This window comes from Streptomyces hydrogenans, from assembly GCF_014656075.1.
In the GTDB taxonomy this organism is placed as follows: Bacteria; Actinomycetota; Actinomycetes; order Streptomycetales; family Streptomycetaceae; genus Streptomyces; species Streptomyces hydrogenans.
The window spans coordinates 1-19801 of the sequence record NZ_BNBS01000008.1 but is presented as its reverse complement, the minus strand read 5'-3'; the positions used below and the strand labels follow the sequence as shown (position 1 = coordinate 19801).

Sequence of the window (19801 nt, the reverse complement as noted above, 5' to 3'; positions counted from 1 at the left end):
GTCCGACGTTACGGAGCGTCCGGCGGCGGGTCTTGTACGTTCTTGCGCCGCAGGCCGCGGGCCCGCTGGTAGGCCCCGGGCGGGACGCCGACGCTGCGGGTGAAGTGGCGGTTCAGGTGGGGCTGATCCGTGAAGCCGACGGTGACGGCGGCCTCGGCCGGTGGCGTCCCGGCGTCCAGGAGCCGCCGGGCCCGTCGCACGCGCGCGTCCGTGAGCCAGGTGTGCGGGGGCATGCCGTACTCGGCGCGGAAGGCCCGCAGCAGGGCGAACGGGCTGGTGCCGAGGTCGGTGGCGAGCCGCTCCAGGGTGGGCGGCTCGGCCATCCGCTCCTCCAGGACGGCACGCGCGCGTGCCGCGTCCCGGGCGCCCGCGCCCCGGGGCGTGAGCGGGCTCAGCCGGCCGCCGTGGCTGCGCAGCATCCGGGCGGTGACCAGCCGCAGCAGGCTGTCGGCGGCGAGCGCGTTGCCCTCCTCGGCGGCCCGGTGCACGCCGATGACGAGCTGGGCGGCGTAGGGGTCGTCGACGACGGGCTGGGTGAAGCCGACCGGACCTCGGACGGCGAGGACGTCGGCGGCGATGGACCGGATGAGCTCCGGGTCCGGGTAGATGGTGCGGTAGGTCCAGCCCTCGGGGATGCCGGCGTGCCCGGTGTGCATGGTGTCCGGGTTCACCAGGGCGATCTGTCCGGGGCCGGCGTGGACCAGCTCGTTCCGGTAGTGGAACGCCTCGACGCCCTCGGTGATCGCGGCGTAGACGAAGGTCTCGTGGGTGTGGCGGGAGAAGGTCTTCTCGATGTAGTGGGCGTGCAGCAGGTCGACGCCGGGCAGCTCGGCGTACTGCCAGTACCGTGCCCGCTCGCCCCTCGCCATGCCTCCATTCTGCGTCGGTGCCGCCCCGGCGACGACCGGGTGTCCACAGGTCAGGACGGCACCGGTCATGGTTTTCCACAGGTCCCGGCGGTTGTCGGTGGTCGGGTGCACGATGGGGGGCATGGTCACGTCCGCGCTCGAAGACTTCTCCCCGGCCACCCGCGGGTGGTTCACCGGGGCGTTCACCGCGCCCACCGCCGCCCAGGAGGGCGCCTGGCGGGCGATCGGCGCGGGCGCGGACGTGCTCGTCGTGGCGCCGACCGGCTCGGGCAAGACGCTCGCCGCCTTCCTCGCCTCCCTGGACCGGCTGGCGTCCGCCCCCGCCCCCGCAGACCCGAAGAAGCGCTGCCGGGTGCTGTACGTCTCCCCGCTGAAGGCGCTCGCGGTGGACGTGGAGCGGAACCTCCGCTCACCGCTGACCGGCATCCGCCAGGAGTCCGTCCGCCTCGGGCTCCCCGAGCCGGACGTGCGGGTCGGCATCCGGTCCGGCGACACACCGGCCGCCGAGCGCCGCGCGCTCGCCACCAAGCCCCCGGACATCCTGATCACCACCCCGGAGTCGCTCTTCCTCATGCTGACCTCGGCCACCCGGGAGGCCCTGGCCGGCGTGGAGACGGTCATCCTGGACGAGGTCCACGCCGTCGCCGGCACCAAGCGCGGCGCGCATCTCGCCCTCACCCTGGAGCGGCTCGACGAGCTGCTGCCCCGTCCCGCGCGCCGGATCGGCCTGTCGGCCACCGTCCGCCCGGTCGACGAGGTCGCCCGCTTCCTCTCCCCCGGCCGCCAGGTGGAGATCGTCCAGCCGCCGTCGGGCAAGGAGTTCGACCTTTCCGTCGTCGTGCCCGTGGAGGACATGGGCGAGCTGGGCGGCTCCCCCGCCTCCGAGGGCAAGGACGGCGGCGACAAACCGTCCATCTGGCCGCACGTCGAGGAGCGGATCGCGGACCTGGTGCAGGCCCACCGCTCCACGATCGTCTTCGCCAACTCCCGGCGCCTCGCCGAGCGGCTCTGCAACCGGCTCAACGAGATCGCCTACGAGCGGGCGACCGGGCAGCCCGCCCCCGAGGGCGCACCGCCCGCCGAGATCATGGCCCAGTCCGGCGCGGCCAAGGGCGCCCCGGCGCTGCTCGCCCGCGCCCACCACGGCTCGGTGTCCAAGGAGCAGCGCGCCCAGGTCGAGGAGGACCTGAAGGCGGGCCGGCTGCCCGCGGTGGTCGCCACCTCCAGCCTGGAGCTCGGCATCGATATGGGCGCCGTCGACCTGGTCGTGCAGGTCGAGTCCCCGCCGTCGGTGGCCTCCGGCCTCCAGCGCGTGGGCCGCGCGGGGCACCAGGTCGGCGCCGTCTCGACGGGCGTGGTCTTCCCCAAGTACCGCGGCGACCTGGTGCAGGCCGCCGTGGTCACCGAGCGGATGCGCTCCGGCTCCATCGAGTCGCTGCGGATCCCGGCCAACCCGCTGGACGTACTGGCCCAGCAGCTGGTCGCGATGGTCTCCCTCGACACCTGGCAGGTGGACGACCTGCTGACGGTGGTGCGCCGGGCCGCCCCCTTCGCCTCCCTGCCGGAGTCGGCCTTCACGGGCGTCCTCGACATGCTCGCGGGCCGCTACCCCTCGGACGCGTTCGCCGAGCTGCGCCCGCGCGTGGTGTGGGACCGCGTCGCGGGGACGGTCACCGGCCGGCCGGGCGCCCAGCGGCTCGCGGTCACCTCCGGCGGCACCATCCCCGACCGGGGCCTGTTCGGCGTCTTCCTGGCCGGGGCCGACCCGAAGAAGGGCGGCGGCCGGGTCGGCGAGCTCGACGAGGAGATGGTGTACGAGTCGCGGGTCGGCGACGTCTTCACCCTGGGCACCACCTCCTGGCGGATCGAGGACATCACCCGGGACCGGGTCCTGGTGACGCCGGCGCCCGGCGTGCCCGGCCGGCTGCCGTTCTGGAAGGGCGACCAGCTGGGCCGCCCGCTCGAACTGGGCCGCGCGGTCGGCGCCTTCCTGCGCGAGCTGGGCGCGCTCGGCGGGGAGGACGCCCGGCTGCGGCTGATCGCGGCGGGTCTGGACTCCTGGGCCGCGGACAACGTCCTGGCGTACCTGAAGGAGCAGCGCGAGGCGTGCGGCCACGTGCCGGACGACCGCACGATCCTGGTGGAGCGGTTCCGCGACGAGCTGGGCGACTGGCGGGTCGTCGTCCACTCCCCGTTCGGCGCGCAGGTGCACGCGCCGTGGGCTCTGGCCCTGGGCGCCCGGCTGGCCGAGCGGTACGGCATGGACGCGCAGGTGATGCACGCGGACGACGGCATCGTGCTGCGCCTGCCCGACGCCGACCTGATGGGCCTCGACATGGGGCTCGACCTGCTGGACCACGAGCCGGTCGACCCGGGCCGCCACCAGGACACGGCGTACGACGCCGACCAGGCGCCGGTGGGCGCGGCGGACACGGTCTTCGACAAGGGCGAGGTCGCGCAGATCGTCACCGACCAGGTGGGCGGCTCCGCGCTCTTCGCCTCCCGCTTCCGGGAGTGCGCCGCCCGCGCCCTGCTGCTGCCGAAGCGGAACCCGGGGAAGCGGACCCCGCTCTGGCAGCAGCGCCAGCGGGCCGCCCAGCTGCTCCAGGTGGCGAGCGAGTTCGGCTCCTTCCCGATCGTCCTGGAGGCGGTCCGCGAATGCCTCCAGGACGTCTTCGACGTCCCCGGTCTGACCGAGCTGATGGGCGACATCGAGGCCCGCCGGGTCCGCCTCGTCGAGGTCACCACCCCCGAGCCGTCCCCCTTCGCCCGCTCCCTGCTCTTCGGCTACGTGGCGCAGTTCCTGTACGAGGGCGACTCCCCGCTCGCCGAGCGCCGGGCGGCCGCGCTCTCCCTGGACTCCCGGCTCCTGGCGGAGCTGCTGGGCCAGGCGGAGCTGCGCGAGCTCCTCGACCCCGAGGTCCTGGCCGAGCTGGAGCGCGAGCTCCAGTGGCTCACCGAGGACCGGCGGATCAAGGACTCCGAGGGCGTCGCCGACCTGCTCCGGGTCCTCGGCCCGCTGACCGACGCCGAGCTGGCCGCGCGCGGCGCCGAGGAGGACTGGGTGCGCGAGCTGGCCCGGTCCCGGCGCGCGATCGCGGTGCGGATCTCGGGCACCGAGCACTGGGCGGCGATCGAGGACGCGGGCCGGCTGCGGGACGCGCTGGGCACCGCGCTGCCGGTCGGCGTCCCCGAGGCGTTCACCGAGCCGGTCAAGGACCCGCTCGGCGACCTCCTGGCCCGGTACGCGCGCACCCACGGCCCCTTCACCTCCTCCCAGGCCGCCGCCCGCTTCGGTCTCGGCACCGCCGTCACCGACGGCGCGCTCCAGCGGCTCGCCGCGGCCGGCCGGGTCGTCCAGGGCGAGTTCCACCCCTCGGGCATCGGCCAGGAGTGGTGCGACGCGGCCGTGCTGCGCCGGCTGCGCCGCCGCTCCCTGGCGGCCCTGCGCCACGAGCTGGAGCCGGTGCCCCCGGCGGCCCTGGCCACCTTCCTGCCCCAGTGGCAGCACCTGGGCGGCAGCAGCCTGCGCGGGATCGACGGTCTGGCGCGCGCGGTGGAGCAGCTCCAGGGCGCGCCCGTGCCCGCGTCGGCGCTGGAGAAGCTGGTCCTGCCGTCCCGGGTGCGGGACTACTCCCCGGCGATGCTCGACGAGCTGACGACCACCGGCGAGCTCGTCTGGGCCGGGGCGGGCTCGCTGCCCGGCAAGGACGGCTGGGTCTCGCTCTACCTGGCGGACGCGGCCCCGCTGCTGCTGCCCCCGGCGCACCCGCTGGAGCTGACCGCCCTCCACGAGTCGGTGCTGACGGCCCTGACCGGCGGGTACGGCCTCTTCTTCCGGCAGATCGCCGACCAGGTCCGGATCACCACCCACCCGGACGCCACCGATCCGCAGCTCGCCGACGCCCTGTGGGACCTGGCCTGGTCGGGCCGGCTCACCAACGACACCCTGGCGCCGCTGCGCGCCCTCCTCGGCTCGGGCCGCACCGCGGGCTCCACCGCCCACCGGGCCCGGCGCACGGTGCCGCGCGGCCGGTTCGGGACGCTCGGCGCCACCCGTCCGGCCTCCCGGTCGGGGCCGCCGACGGTCTCGGGCCGCTGGGCGCTGCTGCCGCCCACCGAGCCCGAGCCGACCCAGCGGGCGCACGCCCTCGCCCGTACGCTCCTGGACCGACACGGCGTGGTGACCCGCGGCGCCGTGGCCGCCGAGGGCGTCGAGGGCGGCTTCTCCGCGGTCTACCGGATCCTGTCCGCATTCGAGGACAGCGGCCAGGCCCGGCGCGGCTACGTGGTGGAGGGGCTCGGCGCGGCCCAGTTCGCGATGGACGGGGCGGTGGACCGGCTGCGGGCGGCGGCGACCGCGCGGGACCGGGGAGCGGAGGCGGGCACGGGTCCGCGCGCGGTGGTGCTGGCCGCCGCCGACCCGGCGAACGCGTACGGGGCCGCCCTGCCGTGGCCCGAGCCGCCGGCCGACGCCGGTCACAAGCCGGGCCGCAAGGCGGGCGCCCTGGTGGTGCTGGTCGACGGCGAGCTGACCCTCTACGTGGAGCGCGGCGGCAAGTCGGTGCTGTCCTGGCCGACGGAGCCGGACGCGCCCGCGCTGACGGCGGCGGCCGACGCCCTGGCCGAGGCCGCCCGGGCGGGAGCCCTGGGCACGGTCACGATCGAGCGCCTGAACGGCGCGACGGCCCTGACCTCGCCCCTCGCCCGCCCCCTGGAGGCGGCCGGCTTCGTGGCCACCCCGCGCGGCCTGCGCCTGAGACCCTGACGGACGGGCCGCCCCGGGCGGAGCCCCACGAGTGCCAAGCGGCCGGAGTTCCCGGACCGGCGCCCCCGGATGCGGACGGGCCGCCCCGGCGGAGCTCCCGGCGGGGACCGAGCGGGCGGAGCACCCGCACGCGGCATGATGGCCCCATGCCCGAAGGAGACACCGTCTGGCAGGCCGCCCGCCGGCTGCACGCCGCGCTCGCCGGGCGGGTGCTGACCCGTGCCGACCTGCGGGTGCCCCGTTTCGCGACCGCCGACCTCACCGGCCGCGCGGTCCTGGACGTCACCCCGCGGGGCAAGCACCTCCTGACCCGGATCGACGGCGGGCTCACCCTCCACTCGCATCTGCGGATGGACGGCGCCTGGAGGGTGTACCCGACCGGACAGCGCCCGCACGGCGGCCCCGAGCACCAGATCCGCGCCGTCCTCGGGAACGAGGAGCAGACCGCGTACGGCTACCGCCTGCCGGTCCTGGAGCTGCTCCGCACCGCCGAGGAGGGCCGGGTGGTGGGCCATCTCGGCCCCGATCTGCTGGGGCCGGACTGGGATCCGGAGGAGGCCGCCCGCCGTCTCCTCTCCGACCCGTCGCGCACGCTCGGCGAGGCCCTGCTCGACCAGCGCAATCTGGCCGGCATCGGGAACGTCTACAAGTCGGAGCTGGCCTTCCTGGCGGCCGTCAGCCCCTGGCTCCCGGTCGGCGAGCTGGCCCCCGACGTCCCGCCCCGCCTGGTGGCGACCGCCCATCGCCTCCTGGAGGCGAACAAGGACCGTCCCGACCGGCGCACCACGACGACCCGTCGCCCGGGCACCCCGCTGCACGTGTACGGCCGGAAGGGCCGCCCGTGTCTGCGCTGCGGCACGGCCGTCCGCAAGGCGGAGCTGGGCGAGCGCGTGACGTACTGGTGCCCGGGCTGCCAGCCCGGGCCCGCCGGAGATTCCACGGATCCCCGCCCACCACACAATTGACGATCCGTCAGATCCGGTCGTACGGTCCCGGCATGAACCTCTCGGCGTACGACCTCACCGGCCGCACCGCGTTCGTGACCGGCGCCGCGAGCGGCATCGGCCGCGCGAGCGCCGTCCTCCTCGCCCGGGCGGGCGCGACCCTGCACCTGGCGGACCGCGACGAGCCGGGCCTGAAGGAGACGGCGGCCCTCATCGCCCGCGAGGGCGGCACGGCCCGCGTCCACCCGCTCGACGTGACCGACCGGTCCGCGCTCGCCGCCGCCGTCGACACCGCCGGCCCGCTCCACGTGATGGCGGCGGTCGCCGGGATCATGCACACCAGCACGGTCCTGGAGACCCGCGAGGAGGACCTCGACCGCGTTCTCGCCGTCAACTTCAAGGGGGTGCTCCACGCCTGCCAGGAGGCGGCCCGTTCGATGATCGCCTCCGGCACCCGGGGATCGATCGTCACCATGGCCTCCGGCGCGATGGACACCGCCAGTCCGGGTCTGCTCTGCTACAGCGTCGCCAAGGCCGCCGTCGTCCAGCTCACCAAGACGCTCGCGGTCGAGGCGGGCCCGCACGGCATCCGGGTCAACGCGGTCGCGCCCGGCTGGATCCGGACGCCCATGACGGACCGCCACGAGCCGGCCGCCCAGGAGCAGGCCGAGGCGGCGATGGCCCGTCACTCACCGCTGCGGCGGGTCGGCGAGCCCGAGGACATCGCGCACGCGGTCCTCCATCTCGCCTGCGACGCCTCCTCGTTCACGACGGGCCAGATCCTGCGCCCGAACGGCGGCGTCGCCATGCCTTGGTGAGCCGCGTCGGCCGTGCGGAGGCGGCCACGTGCACCGGCAACAGGCTCAGCCCCCAGCCGCCCGCGACCACCGCCCCCTCGACCGGTCCGGCCTCACCCGGAACCAGCAGCAGGCGCAGCACCGCCCACCACCAGAGCCCCCCGACCACCAGCCCGACCGCGATCAGCGTGAGCGTCACCAGCGGAACCCGTCGCCGTACCATGGCCGCCTCCTGCGCTCGACGCTAGACCGGCAGGATCACCCTGCGGGAGGGCGCACCGGTGTCATCCCCGGCGCGCACCCCGCGCGCGATCCGGCGGACGCCCCCGCGCGCGGGACAGTGACCGCCCCGGACGACACCCCGGACGCCCCCGCCGGCGGCTCCCCGGGGGTCGCCGCCTCGTCCCGCCCCGCCGCGCACCCCGCACGTCACCTCGCCCCCGGACCCGGGCATCGCCACGCCGGACGCCTAGGCGCTCTCCGCCTGGAACATCCAGGAATGCTTCTCCAGGTCGGCGGTGAGGGAGATGAGGATGTCCTGGCTGACGGGGTCGGGGTCACCGGTGGCGTCGACCCGCTCCCGCATCCGGGTGATGACCGCGCCGAGCGAGGCCACCAGGATCCCGACGGCCTCCGCGTCCTTGATCCAGCCCTCGGGCACCGTGCCGATCGCACTGGTGGAGGCCACCGTCGCCGCCCGCCCGTCGGGGTTCACCCCTATCGCCGAGGCCCGCTCGGCCACGGTGTCGGAGTGCAGCCGGGCGGTGTCCACCACCTCGTCCAGCTGGAGGTGGACGGAGCGGAAGCGCGGCCCGACGACGTTCCAGTGCACCTGCTTGGCGACCAGCGCCAGGTCGATGAGGTCGACCAGGGCTCCTTGGAGCGCTTCGCCGACCGTCTTGAGGTCGGCGTCGGACAGCGGGCTCTTCACGACAGACATACGGGATCTCCAACCAGTCGTACGTATCCCCCACCATGGCACGCATGTCCGGAATCCGGCATCTCAAACAAATGCCCCCAAGACCGCCGGGATCGCACGACGAAGCCCCGGCCGGCACCCCCGTGCGGGGGCATCGACCGGGGCTTCGACCCGTTCGTGGTGTCAGGCGGCGACGACGTCCACGGCCTCCGCGGGCGCCTTGATGGTCACCCGCTCGGTGGACACACCGGCCACCGACGTCACCGACACCGAATTGAGCATCGGACGGACCGGCGACGGCACCGGTTCGCTGGAAGCTGCCGACTCGGCCAGTTCGGCCAGTGACAGCTCGTCGCTCACTTCGCGCATGAGCTCGGACATCCGTACGTCCAGCGCGTCGCAGATCGCGGAGAGCAGCTCGGAGGAAGCCTCCTTCTGCCCCCGCTCCACCTCGGAGAGATAGCCGAGCGAGACTCGGGCGGACGAGGAGACTTCGCGCAGAGTACGGCCCTGGCGCTGGCGCTGCCGACGCAGCACGTCACCCAGCAGGCGACGGAGCAGAATCATCGGTGGCTCCCTCCTCGGACCGCGTAGCCGCATCCTTCACGCCCCACCGTACCGCCTCGCGCCGCGGCCGTGCGGGGAGCGATGTCGTGTTCACTCAGGGCTGCAAACATCAATTCCCCCCGTTCTGTTCCGTATCCTGTGCCCGCGCATTTCCCGAGAGTTCCGCGAGGAGCAGTTCCAGCACGCTCCGCACACTCTCTCTACGAATGTCCGCGCGGTCGCCGTTCAATCTCAACGACACCACTTTCCCGGCCGCGGCGCCTGTCGTGGCGGGTCCTGCCACCGCCACGTAGACGGTCCCGACGGGCTGTCCGTCCTGCGGATCGGGCCCCGCGACCCCGGTCGTCGCCATTCCCCAGTCGGCGCCGAGCCGGTCGCGCGCACCCCGTGCCATCTGCACCGCGACCTCGGGGTCCACCGCTCCGCGCTCCCGCAGCAGGCCGGCCTCCACCCCCAGCAGCGCGTGCTTGAGGGGGGTCGCGTAGGCGGTCACGGAGCCGAGGAAGGCGCGGGAGGCCCCGGGCACCCCGGTCAGCTCCGCGGCCACCAGTCCCCCGGTGAGCGACTCGGCGGCGGCCAGCGTCTGGCCCCGCTCCGCGAGCAGACCGAGCACCCGGGCGGCCGCCGCGCTCATCGCGCCGAAGCCTCCGACGCCTCCGCGCGGGCGGCGGCCCGCTCGGCCGCGAGCCCCTGGCGTCTCAGTACGACCGCCTGTCGCACATAATCCAGACCGGTGACGACGGTCAGCACGACGGCCACCGTCATCACCCAGAAGCGCATCGTCGCCAGCGGGCCGGTGAGCATCAGCACGTACATGCCGACGGCCGTGCCCTGGGCGAGCGTCTTCATCTTGCCGCCCCGGCTGGCGGGGATCACCCCGTGCCGGATCACCCAGAAGCGCATCAGCGTGATCCCCAGCTCGCGCGCCAGGATCACTCCGGTGACCCACCAGGGCAGGTCGCCGAGGCCCGAGAGGCAGATCAGTCCGGCCGCCATGATCGCCTTGTCGGCGATCGGGTCGGCGATCTTCCCGAAGTCGGTGACCAGGTTGTACGTGCGGGCCAGATGTCCGTCGAAGACGTCCGTGATCATGGCGACGGCGAAGGCCGCCCACGCCCAGGCCCGCCAGACGGGGTCGTGCCCGCCGTCCTGGAGGAGCAGCACCACGAAGGCCGGCACGAGGACGAGCCGGATCATGGTGAGGATGTTGGCGATGTTCCACACGCTGACGGGGTTCACGGCGGCCGTGCCCAGCTTGCCGCGGGGCGCGGGCCTTCCGGTCCCGCCCGTCGCGGATGCCGGGACTCCGGTCATCTGCCCACCTCCTCGACACACTCCGCCACGAGGTCGACGCCTTCCGTGCTCACGACCTTGGCCCTGACCATACGGCCCGGGGTCAGGTCGAGGCCCGCGCCACCACCGTCGACGAGGTAGACCTGTCCGTCCGTCTCCGGGGCCTGGTGGGCGGCGCGGCCGATCCAGCCGTCCTCCTCGTCCTCGGTCTCCACCAGTACCTCCAGCATCTCTCCGATCCGCTCCTCCGCGCGCTGCGCGGTGAGCTCCTCGGCGAGCCGGGAGAGGTGGGCGAGACGGGCGTCCACGACCTCCTGGTCGAGCTTGTGCTCGTACGTGGCGGCCTCGGTGCCGTCCTCGTCGGAGTAGCCGAAGACGCCGATGGCGTCCAGGCGGGCGTGGGTGATGAAGCGTTCCAGCTCGGCGAAGTCGGCCTCGGTCTCGCCGGGGAAGCCGACGATGAAGTTGGAGCGGGCACCGGCCTCCGGGGCCTTGTCGCGGATCGTCGCGAGCAGGTCGAGGAAACGGTCGGTGTCGCCGAAGCGGCGCATGGCGCGCAGCACGTCCGGGGCGCTGTGCTGGAACGACAGGTCGAAGTAGGGCACGACCTTGTCGGTGGAGGTCAGCACGTCGATCAGGCCGGGCCGCATCTCGGCCGGCTGGAGGTAGCTGACCCGGACGCGCTCGATGCCGTCGACGGCCGCCAGCTCGGGCAGCAGGCCCTCCAGGAGGCGGATGTCGCCGAGGTCCTTGCCGTACGAGGTGTTGTTCTCGGAGACCAGCATGACCTCCTTCACGCCCTGCTCGGCGAGCCAGCGCGTCTCGTTCAGCACGTCCGAGGGACGGCGGGAGACGAAGCTGCCGCGGAAGGACGGGATGGCGCAGAAGGAGCACCGGCGGTCGCAGCCGGAGGCCAGCTTGACGGAGGCGACCGGGCTGCGGTCGAGACGGCGGCGGAGCGGGGCGCGCGGGCCGGAGGCGGGGGCGAGACCGTCGGGCAGGTCGCCCGGGACGTTCTGCGGCTCCTCGGCGTCTCCGTGGCCCGGCAGGGCGACCTCGGCGGCGGCCTGCTGGCGGTCGACCGGGGAGAGCGGGAGGAGCTTGCGCCGGTCACGCGGGGTGTGCGCCTCGACACTGCCACCGCTGAGGATGGTCTGGAGGCGGTTGGAGATGTCGGAGTAGTCGTCGAAACCGAGCACTCCGTCGGCTTCCGGGAGGGCCTCGGCCAGCTCCTTGCCGTAGCGCTCGGCCATGCAGCCGACGGCGACGACGGCCTGGGTGCGGCCGTGGTCCTTCAGATCATTGGCTTCGAGGAGCGCGTCGACGGAGTCCTTCTTGGCGGCTTCGACGAAGCCACAGGTGTTGACGACGGCGACGTCTGCGTCCTCGGCGTTCTCGACGAGCTCCCAGCCGTCCGCTGCCAAGCGGCCTGCGAGCTCCTCCGAGTCCACCTCGTTACGGGCGCAGCCGAGAGTGACAAGGGCGACGGTACGGCGTTCGGGCATGGACTCAAGACTACTTCGTCCCGGACGCGACCCCGTCGCGCAGGGTTCACCTGCGCGACGGAGGTCACACCGGACGCTCCGGTCCCGTGAGGGATCAGCCGGCCTCGGGGTCGCCCTGGGTGTAGCTGAGGCGCTCCACCTGGCCGTCCTCGAACTTGTCGGAGACCTTCTTGCCGTTGACGTACAGCTCGATCGCGCCCGCGTTGCCGAGGACGAGGTCGACCTGCTCGTCGTCCTGGAAGGTCTTGGTGTCGCCTTCCTGGAGGAAGCCGTCGAAGAGCATCTTGCCGTCGGACGCCTTGGCCGAGATCCAGCTCTTGCCGTCGGCGGTGAGCTTCACCGTGACCTTGTCGGCCGGGACCGCCGCGATGGCGCTGCCGGACGGCTTGGGCGCGGGCTTGACCGGCTTCGGCTTGGCGGCGGAGGTCGCCTTCTCCGGGGCGGGCGCCGGACCGCCCTCGGCGGCCGTGGTCCCCTTCGGCTCCTCGGCGCCGTTGAACATCGTGAAGCCGACGAAGCCGACGACGGCGACGATCGCCGCGACCATGGCCGCGGTCCAGTTGGGCCGCCGGGGCTCGGGACGGATGCGTTCCGCCTCGAAGAGCGGCGCGGCGGGGGTGGGCGAGGGACGGCCGCCGTGCTCGGCGTCGTACCACTCGATCAGCGGCGCCGGATCGAGCCCGACGGCGCGCGCGAGCGTGCGGATGTGACCCCGCGCGTAGACGTCGCCGCCGCAGCGCGAGAAGTCGTCCTCCTCGATGCCGTGCACGATCGGGATCCGGACACGTGTGGAGGCGCTGACCTCTTCGACGCTGAGGCCGGCGGCGATGCGGGCCTGCTGGAGGGTGCGACCGATCGGTTCCCGGTCGTCTGACGGGAACGTCCGGTCGTCTTCGGGGGAGTTGCCGATGGACACGAGAGCGCCTTTCGAGCGTGTAGCCACCTGCTGGACGTTCAGTCTATGGGTGGTACGAAAGGGTGGGGCAACCGGGCGGGTGCGGTTTGTACGCCATGAGGTTGTACATCGTGGCGGGGGACATCGTCCGAGGGGACATCCTCTTCCCCTCCGTCCAACTTGACGTACGGCCAGGGGAAACGGTTGCCCCCGTTTCCCTTACGAGTGAGTCTCGGCCAGGTCTCGAACGGGTACCCCGCCCCCGCCGCCCCACGCGCCCCGTCCGGTCACTCCGCCGACTCGCCCCGGATGACCGCGAGGACCCCGTCCAGCTCGTCCGGCTTGACGAGCACGTCGCGCGCCTTGGAGCCCTCGCTCGGGCCCACGATGTTCCGCGACTCCATCAGGTCCATCAGCCGGCCGGCCTTCGCGAAGCCGACCCGCAGCTTCCGCTGGAGCATCGAGGTCGAGCCGAACTGGGTCGACACGACCAGCTCGGCCGCCTGGCACAGCAGGTCGAGGTCGTCGCCGATCTCCTCGTCGATCTCCTTCTTCTGCTTGGTGCCGACGGTGACGTCGTCCCGGAAGACCGGCGTCATCTGGTCCTTGCAGTGCTGCACGACGGCCGCGACCTCGGCCTCGGTGACGAAGGCGCCCTGCATGCGGGTCGGCTTGTTCGCGCCCATCGGCAGGAAGAGCCCGTCGCCCTTGCCGATCAGCTTCTCCGCGCCGGGCTGGTCGAGGATGACCCGGCTGTCGGCGAGCGAGGAGGTGGCGAAGGCGAGCCGGGACGGCACGTTCGCCTTGATCAGACCGGTGACGACGTCCACCGACGGCCGCTGGGTGGCGAGCACCAGGTGGATGCCGGCGGCGCGGGCCAACTGGGTGATGCGGACGATCGCGTCCTCGACGTCCCGGGGCGCGACCATCATCAGGTCGGCGAGCTCGTCGACGATCACCAGCAGGTACGGGTACGTCTTGAGCTCTCGCTCGCTGCCGGGCGGCAGCTGCACCTTGCCGTCGCGGATCGCCTGGTTGAAGTCGTCGATGTGCCGGAAGCCGAAGGCGGCCAGGTCGTCGTAGCGCAGGTCCATCTCGCGCACCACCCACTGGAGGGCCTCGGCGGCCCTCTTGGGGTTGGTGATGATCGGGGTGATCAGGTGCGGGATGCCCTCGTAGGCGGTGAGCTCGACCCGCTTGGGGTCGACGAGCACCATCCGGACGTCCTCCGGGGTCGCCCTTATCATCACCGAGGTGATCAGGCAGTTGATGCAGGAGGACTTGCCGGATCCGGTGGCGCCGGCCACCAGGACGTGCGGCATCTTCGCCAGGTTGGCCATCACGTAGCCGCCCTCGACGTCCTTGCCGAGCGCGACCAGCATCGGGTGCTCGTCCCCGGCCGCGTCCGCGAGCCGCAGCACGTCCCCGAGGTTCACCATCTCCCGGTCGCTGTTCGGGATCTCGATGCCGACGGCGGACTTGCCGGGGATCGGCGAGATGATCCGCACGTCCGGCGAGGCCACCGCGTAGGCGATGTTCTTCGTCAGGGCGGTGATCTTCTCGACCTTCACGGCCGGCCCGAGCTCGACCTCGTACCGCGTGACCGTCGGCCCGCGGGTGAAGCCGGTGACGGCCGCGTCCACCTTGAACTCGGTGAAGACGTTCGACAGCGCGTCCACGACGGCGTCGTTCGCGGCGCTGCGGGTCTTGCCCGGCCCGCCCCGCTCCAGGAGGTCCAGCGCCGGCAGCGAGTAGGTGACGTCCCCGGAGAGCTGGAGCTGCTCGGCCCGCGCCGGCAGGTCCGTCGGCTCCGGCGCCGGCTTGGTCAGATCGGGTACCGGCCCGCCCGCCTGCCGCCTGTCCCCGCCCCGCGCGGTCGGCACGTTCGGCGGCGTCTTCGGCATGGGCGGTACGGGCCCGGTGGCCTCGTCCGTCGCCCCGCCGGCCCCCTCGGCCAGGGCCGCGTCCCGCTCGGCCGTCACGTCCCTGGTCAGGTCGGCGACCAGCGGCGACGGCGGCATCCCGTTCAGCACCGCGCCGTCCAGCGCGGCGGCCGCGGCCGCGGGCACGTCGACGGGGTCCAGGCCGTGGTCGTGGTCGGCCGCGGCCGTACGGGACCGGGCGGAGCGGCCGCGCCGCTCCAGCGCCGCCGCCTCGGCCCGGTCCACGTCGTACGGATCGGCGGGGCCGCCGGTCCGGCGCCGGACCGGCCGGGCGGCGCGCGGCGGCGCCTCCCGCCAGTCGTCCTCGTACGGCTCCTGGTCCGCGTACTCCTCGACGGGCTCCTCGTACGCGGGCTCGACCAGACCGAGCCGGACGCCGAGGGCGCGCAGCCGCTGCGGGATCGCGTTGACCGGGGTGGCCGTGACGACCAGCAGCCCGAAGAGGGTGAGCAGCACCAGGAGGGGGACGGCCAGGGCCTCCCCCGTCATGAAGACCAGCGGCTGCGAGGAGGCCCAGCCGATCAGCCCGCCCGCGTCCTGCATCGCCTCGGATCCGGCGTCCCGGCCGGGCGACCCGCAGGCGATGTGGACCTGGCCGAGGACGCCGATGACCAGCGCGGAGAGCCCGATGACGATCCGGCCGTTGGCCTCGGGACGCTCCGGATAGCAGAAGAGCCGGAAGGAGATGGCGCCCAGCAGCAGCGGGACCAGCAGGTCGAGCCGGCCGAAGGCACCGGTGACCAGCATCTCGACGAGGTCTCCGACCGGGTTGTCCAGGTGGGACCAGGTGCCCGCGGCGACGATCAGCGCGGCACCGAGCAGCAGCAGCGCGAGCCCGTCCTTGCGGTGGGCGGGGTCGAGCCCCTTGGCTCCCCGCCCTATCCCCCGGAACATCGCGCCGACGCCGTGCGCCGCACCCCGCGCCACCTTGTGGACGCCCCCGGTGGGGGACGGAGCCGGCCGGGGCGCGGGCCGCTTCGCCGCGGCCTTCTTCGCGGGCGTCCGCTTGGCGGGCGCGGCCTTCCTGGCCGCCGACTTCTTCGCGGGCGGCTTGGCCGGGGACTTCGCCGTGGACTTGGCGGCCGCCTTCTTCGCGGCGCCCGACGTCCGGCCGGCGCGCGATGGTGCGGTGCCCTGTGAACCCTTGCCGGACGTCCGTGAAGCCATGATGCTGAGGTTACCGGTGAGCGGCCGGGCTGTCCGCCTCACCCGAACGTGTCGTCCCCGCCCCGGCACGGAGCTGACGGCCGGTCACCTTCCCCGGCCGCCTCCTGACGGTGGTTCAGCCCTGCGCGGGAAGCGAGGGGGCGCCACCGGTGCCGGGCTCCAGCGCGTCCAGCGCCCGCCGCAGTCCGGTGAGCTTGCGCTCCAGATGCGCGGCGGTGGCGACGGCTGCCGCGTCGGCCGACTCGTCGTCGAGCTGCTTGGAGAGCGCCTCGGCCTGCTCCTCGACCGCGGCGAGCCGGGCGGACAGCTCGGCGAGCAGCCCGGCGGACTCCTTGCCCTGGCCGCCCTCGCCGCCGCCCTCCAACTGGAGCCGCAGCAGCGCCGCCTGCTCGCGCAGCTTGCAGTTCTTCATGTAGAGCTCGACGAAGACGGAGACCTTGGCGCGCAGCACCCACGGGTCGAACGGCTTCGAGATGTAGTCGACCGCGCCCGCCGCGTACCCCCGGAAGGTGTGGTGGGGGCCGTGGTTGATCGCGGTGAGGAAGATGATCGGGATGTCCCGGGTCCGCTCGCGGCGCTTGATGTGCGCGGCGGTCTCGAAGCCGTCCATGCCGGGCATCTGGACGTCGAGCAGGATGACCGCGAAGTCGTCCGTCAGCAGCGCCTTGAGCGCTTCCTCCCCGGACGATGCCCGCACCAGCGTCTGATCGAGCGCGGAGAGAATGGCCTCCAGCGCCAGCAGATTCTCCGGCCGGTCATCGACCAGGAGGATCTTGGCCTTCTGCACCATGCCCCGTCCTCCTCGTCCCGGCAACGGCTCGACCCTGCTTCCGGAACCGCTTCCGGAACCGGGAAAAGCACCGGGCGCCGCCCCGGAGGACGGCTTCCTGGTGCCGTCCGTCCTTGTGCCGGTCATCGTAGCCGCACGCCGCCCGTCGCCACACCCTGTCACCGTGATGTCACTGTGCACATCGCGGTAACGGCGCGCGGGTCGAGAAGGTTCCCCGGATCCGGTCTCCTCACACGCCGACGGCGACAGGACGCCGCCCGCCGCGGTGCGGGGCCCGCGCGGGCCCCGCACCGGAACGCACCGGCCTCACTCCCCCCGCATCCACTGCTCCATGACGGACAGCAGGTAGTCGGGGTCGACCGGCTTGGTGACGTAGTCGGAGGCACCCGACTCGATCGCCTTCTCCCGGTCGCCCTTCATCGCCTTCGCGGTGAGCGCGATGATCGGAAGCCCGGCGAACTGCGGCATCCGCCGGATCGCGGTCGTCGTCGCGTACCCGTCCATCTCCGGCATCATGATGTCCATCAGGACGACCGTCACGTCGTCGTTCTGCTCCAGGACCTCGATGCCCTCCCGCCCGTTCTCCGCGTACAGCACCGCGAGCCCGTGCTGCTCCAGCACGCTGGTGAGGGCGAAGACGTTGCGGATGTCGTCGTCGACGATGAGGACCTTCTCGCCGGCGAAGGAGTACGTGCGGCGCGGCGCCGGACCGCTCTCCTCCTCCGTCCCGGCACCCTCGCCGAAGCCCTCCGGCAGCTCCTGCGGGCCCGGCTGTCCGGGCACCCCGCCCCGGACCTCGGCCGCGCCGGCCCCCTCCGGAGCCTCCGCCGCCGCGCCCGTCTTGCGCCGGTGCCGGAAGAGCGCCCCGGACCGCGCCTCGCTCCGCACCGGCGCGGGCGGGAAGTGCGGGAAGGCGTGCCCGGAGCGGCCGTCCCCGGTCTCCTGCCCGGGCTCGTCCGTCTCGCCCTGCCCGTACCCGTGCTGCGGCACCTCGATCGGGTTCAGCGCCAGGTAGAGGGTGAAGGTGGAGCCGCGGCCGGGCTCGCTCACCGCGAAGATCTCGCCGCCGAGCAGCCGCGCGATCTCCCGGCTGATCGACAGCCCCAGGCCCGTGCCGCCGTACTTGCGGCTGGTCGTGCCGTCGGCCTGCTTGAACGCCTCGAAGATGACCCGCATCTTGCTGGCCGCGATGCCGATGCCGGTGTCGGTGACCGAGAAGGCGATCAGGTCGGCGTCGGCGTCCCGCAGCGAACCCGCCTCCAGGAGCTGCTCCCGGATGGACTGCGGCACGTCCGCGCCGGCCGGCCGGATCACCAGCTCCACCGCGCCCGAGTCGGTGAACTTCACCGCGTTGGACAGCAGGTTGCGCAGCACCTGGAGGAGCCGCTGCTCGTCCGTGTGGAGGGTGGCGGGCAGCTCGGGCGAGACCCGGACCGAGAAGTCCAGGCCCTTCTCCGCGGTGAGCGGGCGGAAGGTCGCCTCCACGTAGTCGACGAGCTGGACGAGGGCGATCCGGGTCGGGGAGACGTCCATCTTGCCCGCCTCGACCTTCGACAGGTCGAGGATGTCGTTGATGAGCTGGAGCAGGTCGGAGCCCGCGCCGTGGATGGTCTCGGCGAACTCGACCTGCTTCGGCGTGAGGTTGGTCTCCGCGTTGTCGGCGAGCAGCTTGGCCAGGATGAGCAGCGAGTTGAGCGGCGTGCGCAGCTCGTGCGACATGTTGGCGAGGAACTCGGACTTGTAGCGCATGGAGACGGCGAGCTGTTCGGCGCGCTCCTCCAGGACCTGCCGGGCCTCCTCGATCTCGGTGTTCTTGACCTCGATGTCGCGGTTCTGGCGGGCCAGCAGTTCGGCCTTGTCCTCCAGTTCGGCGTTGGAGTTCTGCAGCTCCTTCTGCCGGTGCTCCAGCTCGGCCGAGCGCTCCTTGAGCTGCTCGGTCAGCTCCTGCGACTGCTGGAGCAGCACCTCGGTCTTGGTGTTGACGCTGATGGTGTTGACCGTGGTCGCGATCAGCTCGGCGATCTGGTTGAGGAAGTCCCGCTGGATCTGGGTGAAGGGCTGGAAGGAGGCCAGCTCGATGACGCCGAGGACCTTCCCCTCGAAGAGCACCGGGAGCACGATCACGTGCGCGGGCGAGGCCTCGCCGAGCCCGGACGAGATCTTGAGGTAGCCCGGCGGCACGTTGACCTGGATGGTCCGCTTCTCCTCGGCCGCCGTCCCGATGAGGGTCTCGCCGGGGCGGAAGGAGGTCGGCATGGAGCCGGCGGAGTATCCGTAACTCCCGCGCATGCGCAGCTCGTACGAGCCGCCGCCCTCGCCGACGAGTTCGGTGTCGTGGTTGGCGGAGCCGGTCGGCGTCGCCACGAAGAAGGCGCCGTGCTGGGCGGAGACCACCGGGGTCAGCTCGCTCATGATGAGCGAGGCGACGTCGTCGAGGTCCCGGCGGCCCTGCATCAGGCCGGAGATGCGGGCCAGGTTGGACTTGAGCCAGTCCTGCTCGTCGTTGGCGAGGGTGGTGTCGCGCAGGTTGGCGATCATCGTGTTGATGTTGTCCTGGAGGGCCTGGATCTCACCGGCCGCGTCCACACCGTCGATCTTGACGTTGAGGTCGCCGCGGGTCACCGCGGTGGCGACGGCCGCGATCGCGCGCACCTGCCGGGTGAGGTTCCCGGCCATCTCGTTCACGGAGAGGGTGAGGTCGCTCCAGGTGCCCTCCACGTCCCGGACCCGCGCCTGGCCGCCGAGCTGTCCGTCGGTGCCCACCTCGCGGGCGACGCGGGTGACCTCCTCGGCGAAGTTCGACAGCTGGTCGACCATCGTGTTGATGGTGTTCTTCAGCTCCTGGATCTCGCCCCGGGCGTCGATGTCGATCTTCCGGGTGAGGTCGCCCTTGGCGATGGCCGTGGTGACCGCGGCGATCTGCCGCACCTGACCCGTCAGGTTGTCGGCCATGCTGTTCACCGAGTCGGTGAGGTCCTTCCAGGTGCCGGAACCGCCGGGCACCCGCGCCTGGCCGCCCAGGATGCCGTCGGTGCCCACCTCGCGGGCCACCCGGGTCACCTCGTCGGCGAACGCGGACAGGGTCGTCACCATCGTGTTGACGGTCTCGGCGAGTTCGGCGACCTCGCCGCGCGCCTCCACCGTGACCTTCTTCGTCAGATCGCCGTTGGCGACCGCCGAGGAGACCCGGGCGATGTTCCGCACCTGACTGGTCAGGTTGTTGGCCATCAGGTTGACGTTGTCGCTCAGGTCCTTCCAGATGCCGGTGACCCCGCGCACCCGCGCCTGACCGCCCAGGATGCCCTCGGTGCCCACCTCGCGGGCCACCCGGGTCACCTCGTCGG

14 protein-coding genes are annotated in these 19801 nt (G+C 73.0%); 3 read left to right on the top strand and 11 right to left on the bottom strand.

Annotated features, from left to right (window positions below):
• Positions 1-8: 8 nt before the first annotated feature.
• A complete protein-coding gene (locus tag IE321_RS05825) occupies positions 9-992 on the bottom strand; it encodes an AraC family transcriptional regulator (RefSeq protein ID WP_372470197.1) in 984 nt (327 codons plus the stop codon).
• Here IE321_RS05825 and IE321_RS05820 point away from each other — a divergent pair.
• The 3 genes from IE321_RS05820 (at position 991) to IE321_RS05810 (ending at position 7399) form a co-directional block, all read left to right on the top strand.
• Positions 991-5637 (top strand): Lhr family ATP-dependent helicase, encoded by a 4647-nt coding sequence (locus tag IE321_RS05820; protein WP_190222011.1) that lies wholly within the window; start codon positions 991-993, stop codon positions 5635-5637. The genes IE321_RS05825 and IE321_RS05820 overlap by 2 nt on opposite strands.
• Positions 5638-5783: 146 nt before the next feature.
• A complete protein-coding gene (locus tag IE321_RS05815; RefSeq protein WP_190222010.1) occupies positions 5784-6602 on the top strand; it encodes an Fpg/Nei family DNA glycosylase in 819 nt (272 codons plus the stop codon).
• 32 nt (positions 6603-6634) lie between these two features.
• Positions 6635-7399, top strand: a complete 765-nt coding sequence (locus tag IE321_RS05810; RefSeq protein WP_043228261.1) for an SDR family NAD(P)-dependent oxidoreductase — start codon at positions 6635-6637, stop codon at positions 7397-7399.
• On the opposite strand, the gene IE321_RS05805 is transcribed toward IE321_RS05810, so the two are convergent.
• From IE321_RS05805 to IE321_RS05760, 10 genes are all read right to left on the bottom strand, one after another.
• Complete coding sequence (locus tag IE321_RS05805; RefSeq protein WP_190222009.1) at positions 7347-7601, bottom strand: hypothetical protein; 255 nt, start codon at positions 7599-7601, stop codon at positions 7347-7349. The genes IE321_RS05810 and IE321_RS05805 overlap by 53 nt on opposite strands.
• A 246-nt stretch (positions 7602-7847) precedes the next feature.
• The gene (locus tag IE321_RS05800; RefSeq protein WP_043228208.1) at positions 7848-8318 is read right to left on the bottom strand and encodes a Dps family protein; all 471 of its coding nucleotides are present in this window, start codon (positions 8316-8318) and stop codon (positions 7848-7850) included.
• Positions 8319-8480: 162 nt separating this feature from the next.
• Entirely contained in the window at positions 8481-8864 is a 384-nt protein-coding gene (locus tag IE321_RS05795; protein ID WP_043228207.1) for a helix-turn-helix domain-containing protein, read from the bottom strand.
• A 109-nt stretch (positions 8865-8973) separates the two neighbouring features.
• Positions 8974-9498 carry a CinA family protein gene (locus IE321_RS05790; protein ID WP_043228205.1) on the bottom strand — a complete coding sequence of 175 codons (525 nt, stop codon included), beginning with the start codon at positions 9496-9498 and terminating at the stop codon, positions 8974-8976.
• Positions 9495-10178, bottom strand: a complete 684-nt coding sequence (gene pgsA, locus IE321_RS05785; RefSeq protein ID WP_043228204.1) for a CDP-diacylglycerol--glycerol-3-phosphate 3-phosphatidyltransferase — start codon at positions 10176-10178, stop codon at positions 9495-9497. The genes IE321_RS05790 and pgsA overlap by 4 nt, the downstream gene beginning before the upstream one ends.
• The gene (rimO, locus tag IE321_RS05780) at positions 10175-11662 is read right to left on the bottom strand and encodes a 30S ribosomal protein S12 methylthiotransferase RimO (RefSeq protein WP_190222008.1); all 1488 of its coding nucleotides are present in this window, start codon (positions 11660-11662) and stop codon (positions 10175-10177) included. The genes pgsA and rimO overlap by 4 nt, the downstream gene beginning before the upstream one ends.
• Positions 11663-11756: 94 nt before the next feature.
• On the bottom strand, positions 11757-12578 hold the full coding sequence (locus tag IE321_RS05775; RefSeq protein ID WP_043228202.1) for a helix-turn-helix domain-containing protein: 822 nt from the start codon (positions 12576-12578) through the stop codon (positions 11757-11759).
• 266 nt (positions 12579-12844) lie between these two features.
• Complete coding sequence (locus tag IE321_RS05770; protein WP_190222007.1) at positions 12845-15667, bottom strand: DNA translocase FtsK; 2823 nt, start codon at positions 15665-15667, stop codon at positions 12845-12847.
• Positions 15668-15782: 115 nt separating this feature from the next.
• A complete protein-coding gene (locus IE321_RS05765) occupies positions 15783-16457 on the bottom strand; it encodes a response regulator (protein ID WP_043228199.1) in 675 nt (224 codons plus the stop codon).
• 306 nt (positions 16458-16763) lie between these two features.
• Positions 16764-19801: HAMP domain-containing protein (locus tag IE321_RS05760; RefSeq protein ID WP_190222006.1), on the bottom strand; the 3038-nt coding region annotated here is incomplete at its 5' end.

Coding starts and splice junctions, on each gene's coding strand:
- IE321_RS05810 (WP_043228261.1), top strand. CDS start 6,635: ATGAACCTCTCGGCGTACGACCTCACCGGCCGCACCGCGTTCGTGACC.
- IE321_RS05820 (WP_190222011.1), top strand. CDS start 991: ATGGTCACGTCCGCGCTCGAAGACTTCTCCCCGGCCACCCGCGGGTGG.
- IE321_RS05795 (WP_043228207.1), bottom strand. CDS start 8,864: ATGATTCTGCTCCGTCGCCTGCTGGGTGACGTGCTGCGTCGGCAGCGC.
- IE321_RS05805 (WP_190222009.1), bottom strand. CDS start 7,601: ATGGTACGGCGACGGGTTCCGCTGGTGACGCTCACGCTGATCGCGGTC.
- IE321_RS05825 (WP_372470197.1), bottom strand. CDS start 992: ATGCCCCCCATCGTGCACCCGACCACCGACAACCGCCGGGACCTGTGG.
- pgsA (WP_043228204.1), bottom strand. CDS start 10,178: ATGACCGGAGTCCCGGCATCCGCGACGGGCGGGACCGGAAGGCCCGCG.
- IE321_RS05765 (WP_043228199.1), bottom strand. CDS start 16,457: ATGGTGCAGAAGGCCAAGATCCTCCTGGTCGATGACCGGCCGGAGAAT.
- IE321_RS05815 (WP_190222010.1), top strand. CDS start 5,784: ATGCCCGAAGGAGACACCGTCTGGCAGGCCGCCCGCCGGCTGCACGCC.
- IE321_RS05800 (WP_043228208.1), bottom strand. CDS start 8,318: ATGTCTGTCGTGAAGAGCCCGCTGTCCGACGCCGACCTCAAGACGGTC.
- IE321_RS05770 (WP_190222007.1), bottom strand. CDS start 15,667: ATGGCTTCACGGACGTCCGGCAAGGGTTCACAGGGCACCGCACCATCG.
- rimO (WP_190222008.1), bottom strand. CDS start 11,662: ATGCCCGAACGCCGTACCGTCGCCCTTGTCACTCTCGGCTGCGCCCGT.
- IE321_RS05790 (WP_043228205.1), bottom strand. CDS start 9,498: ATGAGCGCGGCGGCCGCCCGGGTGCTCGGTCTGCTCGCGGAGCGGGGC.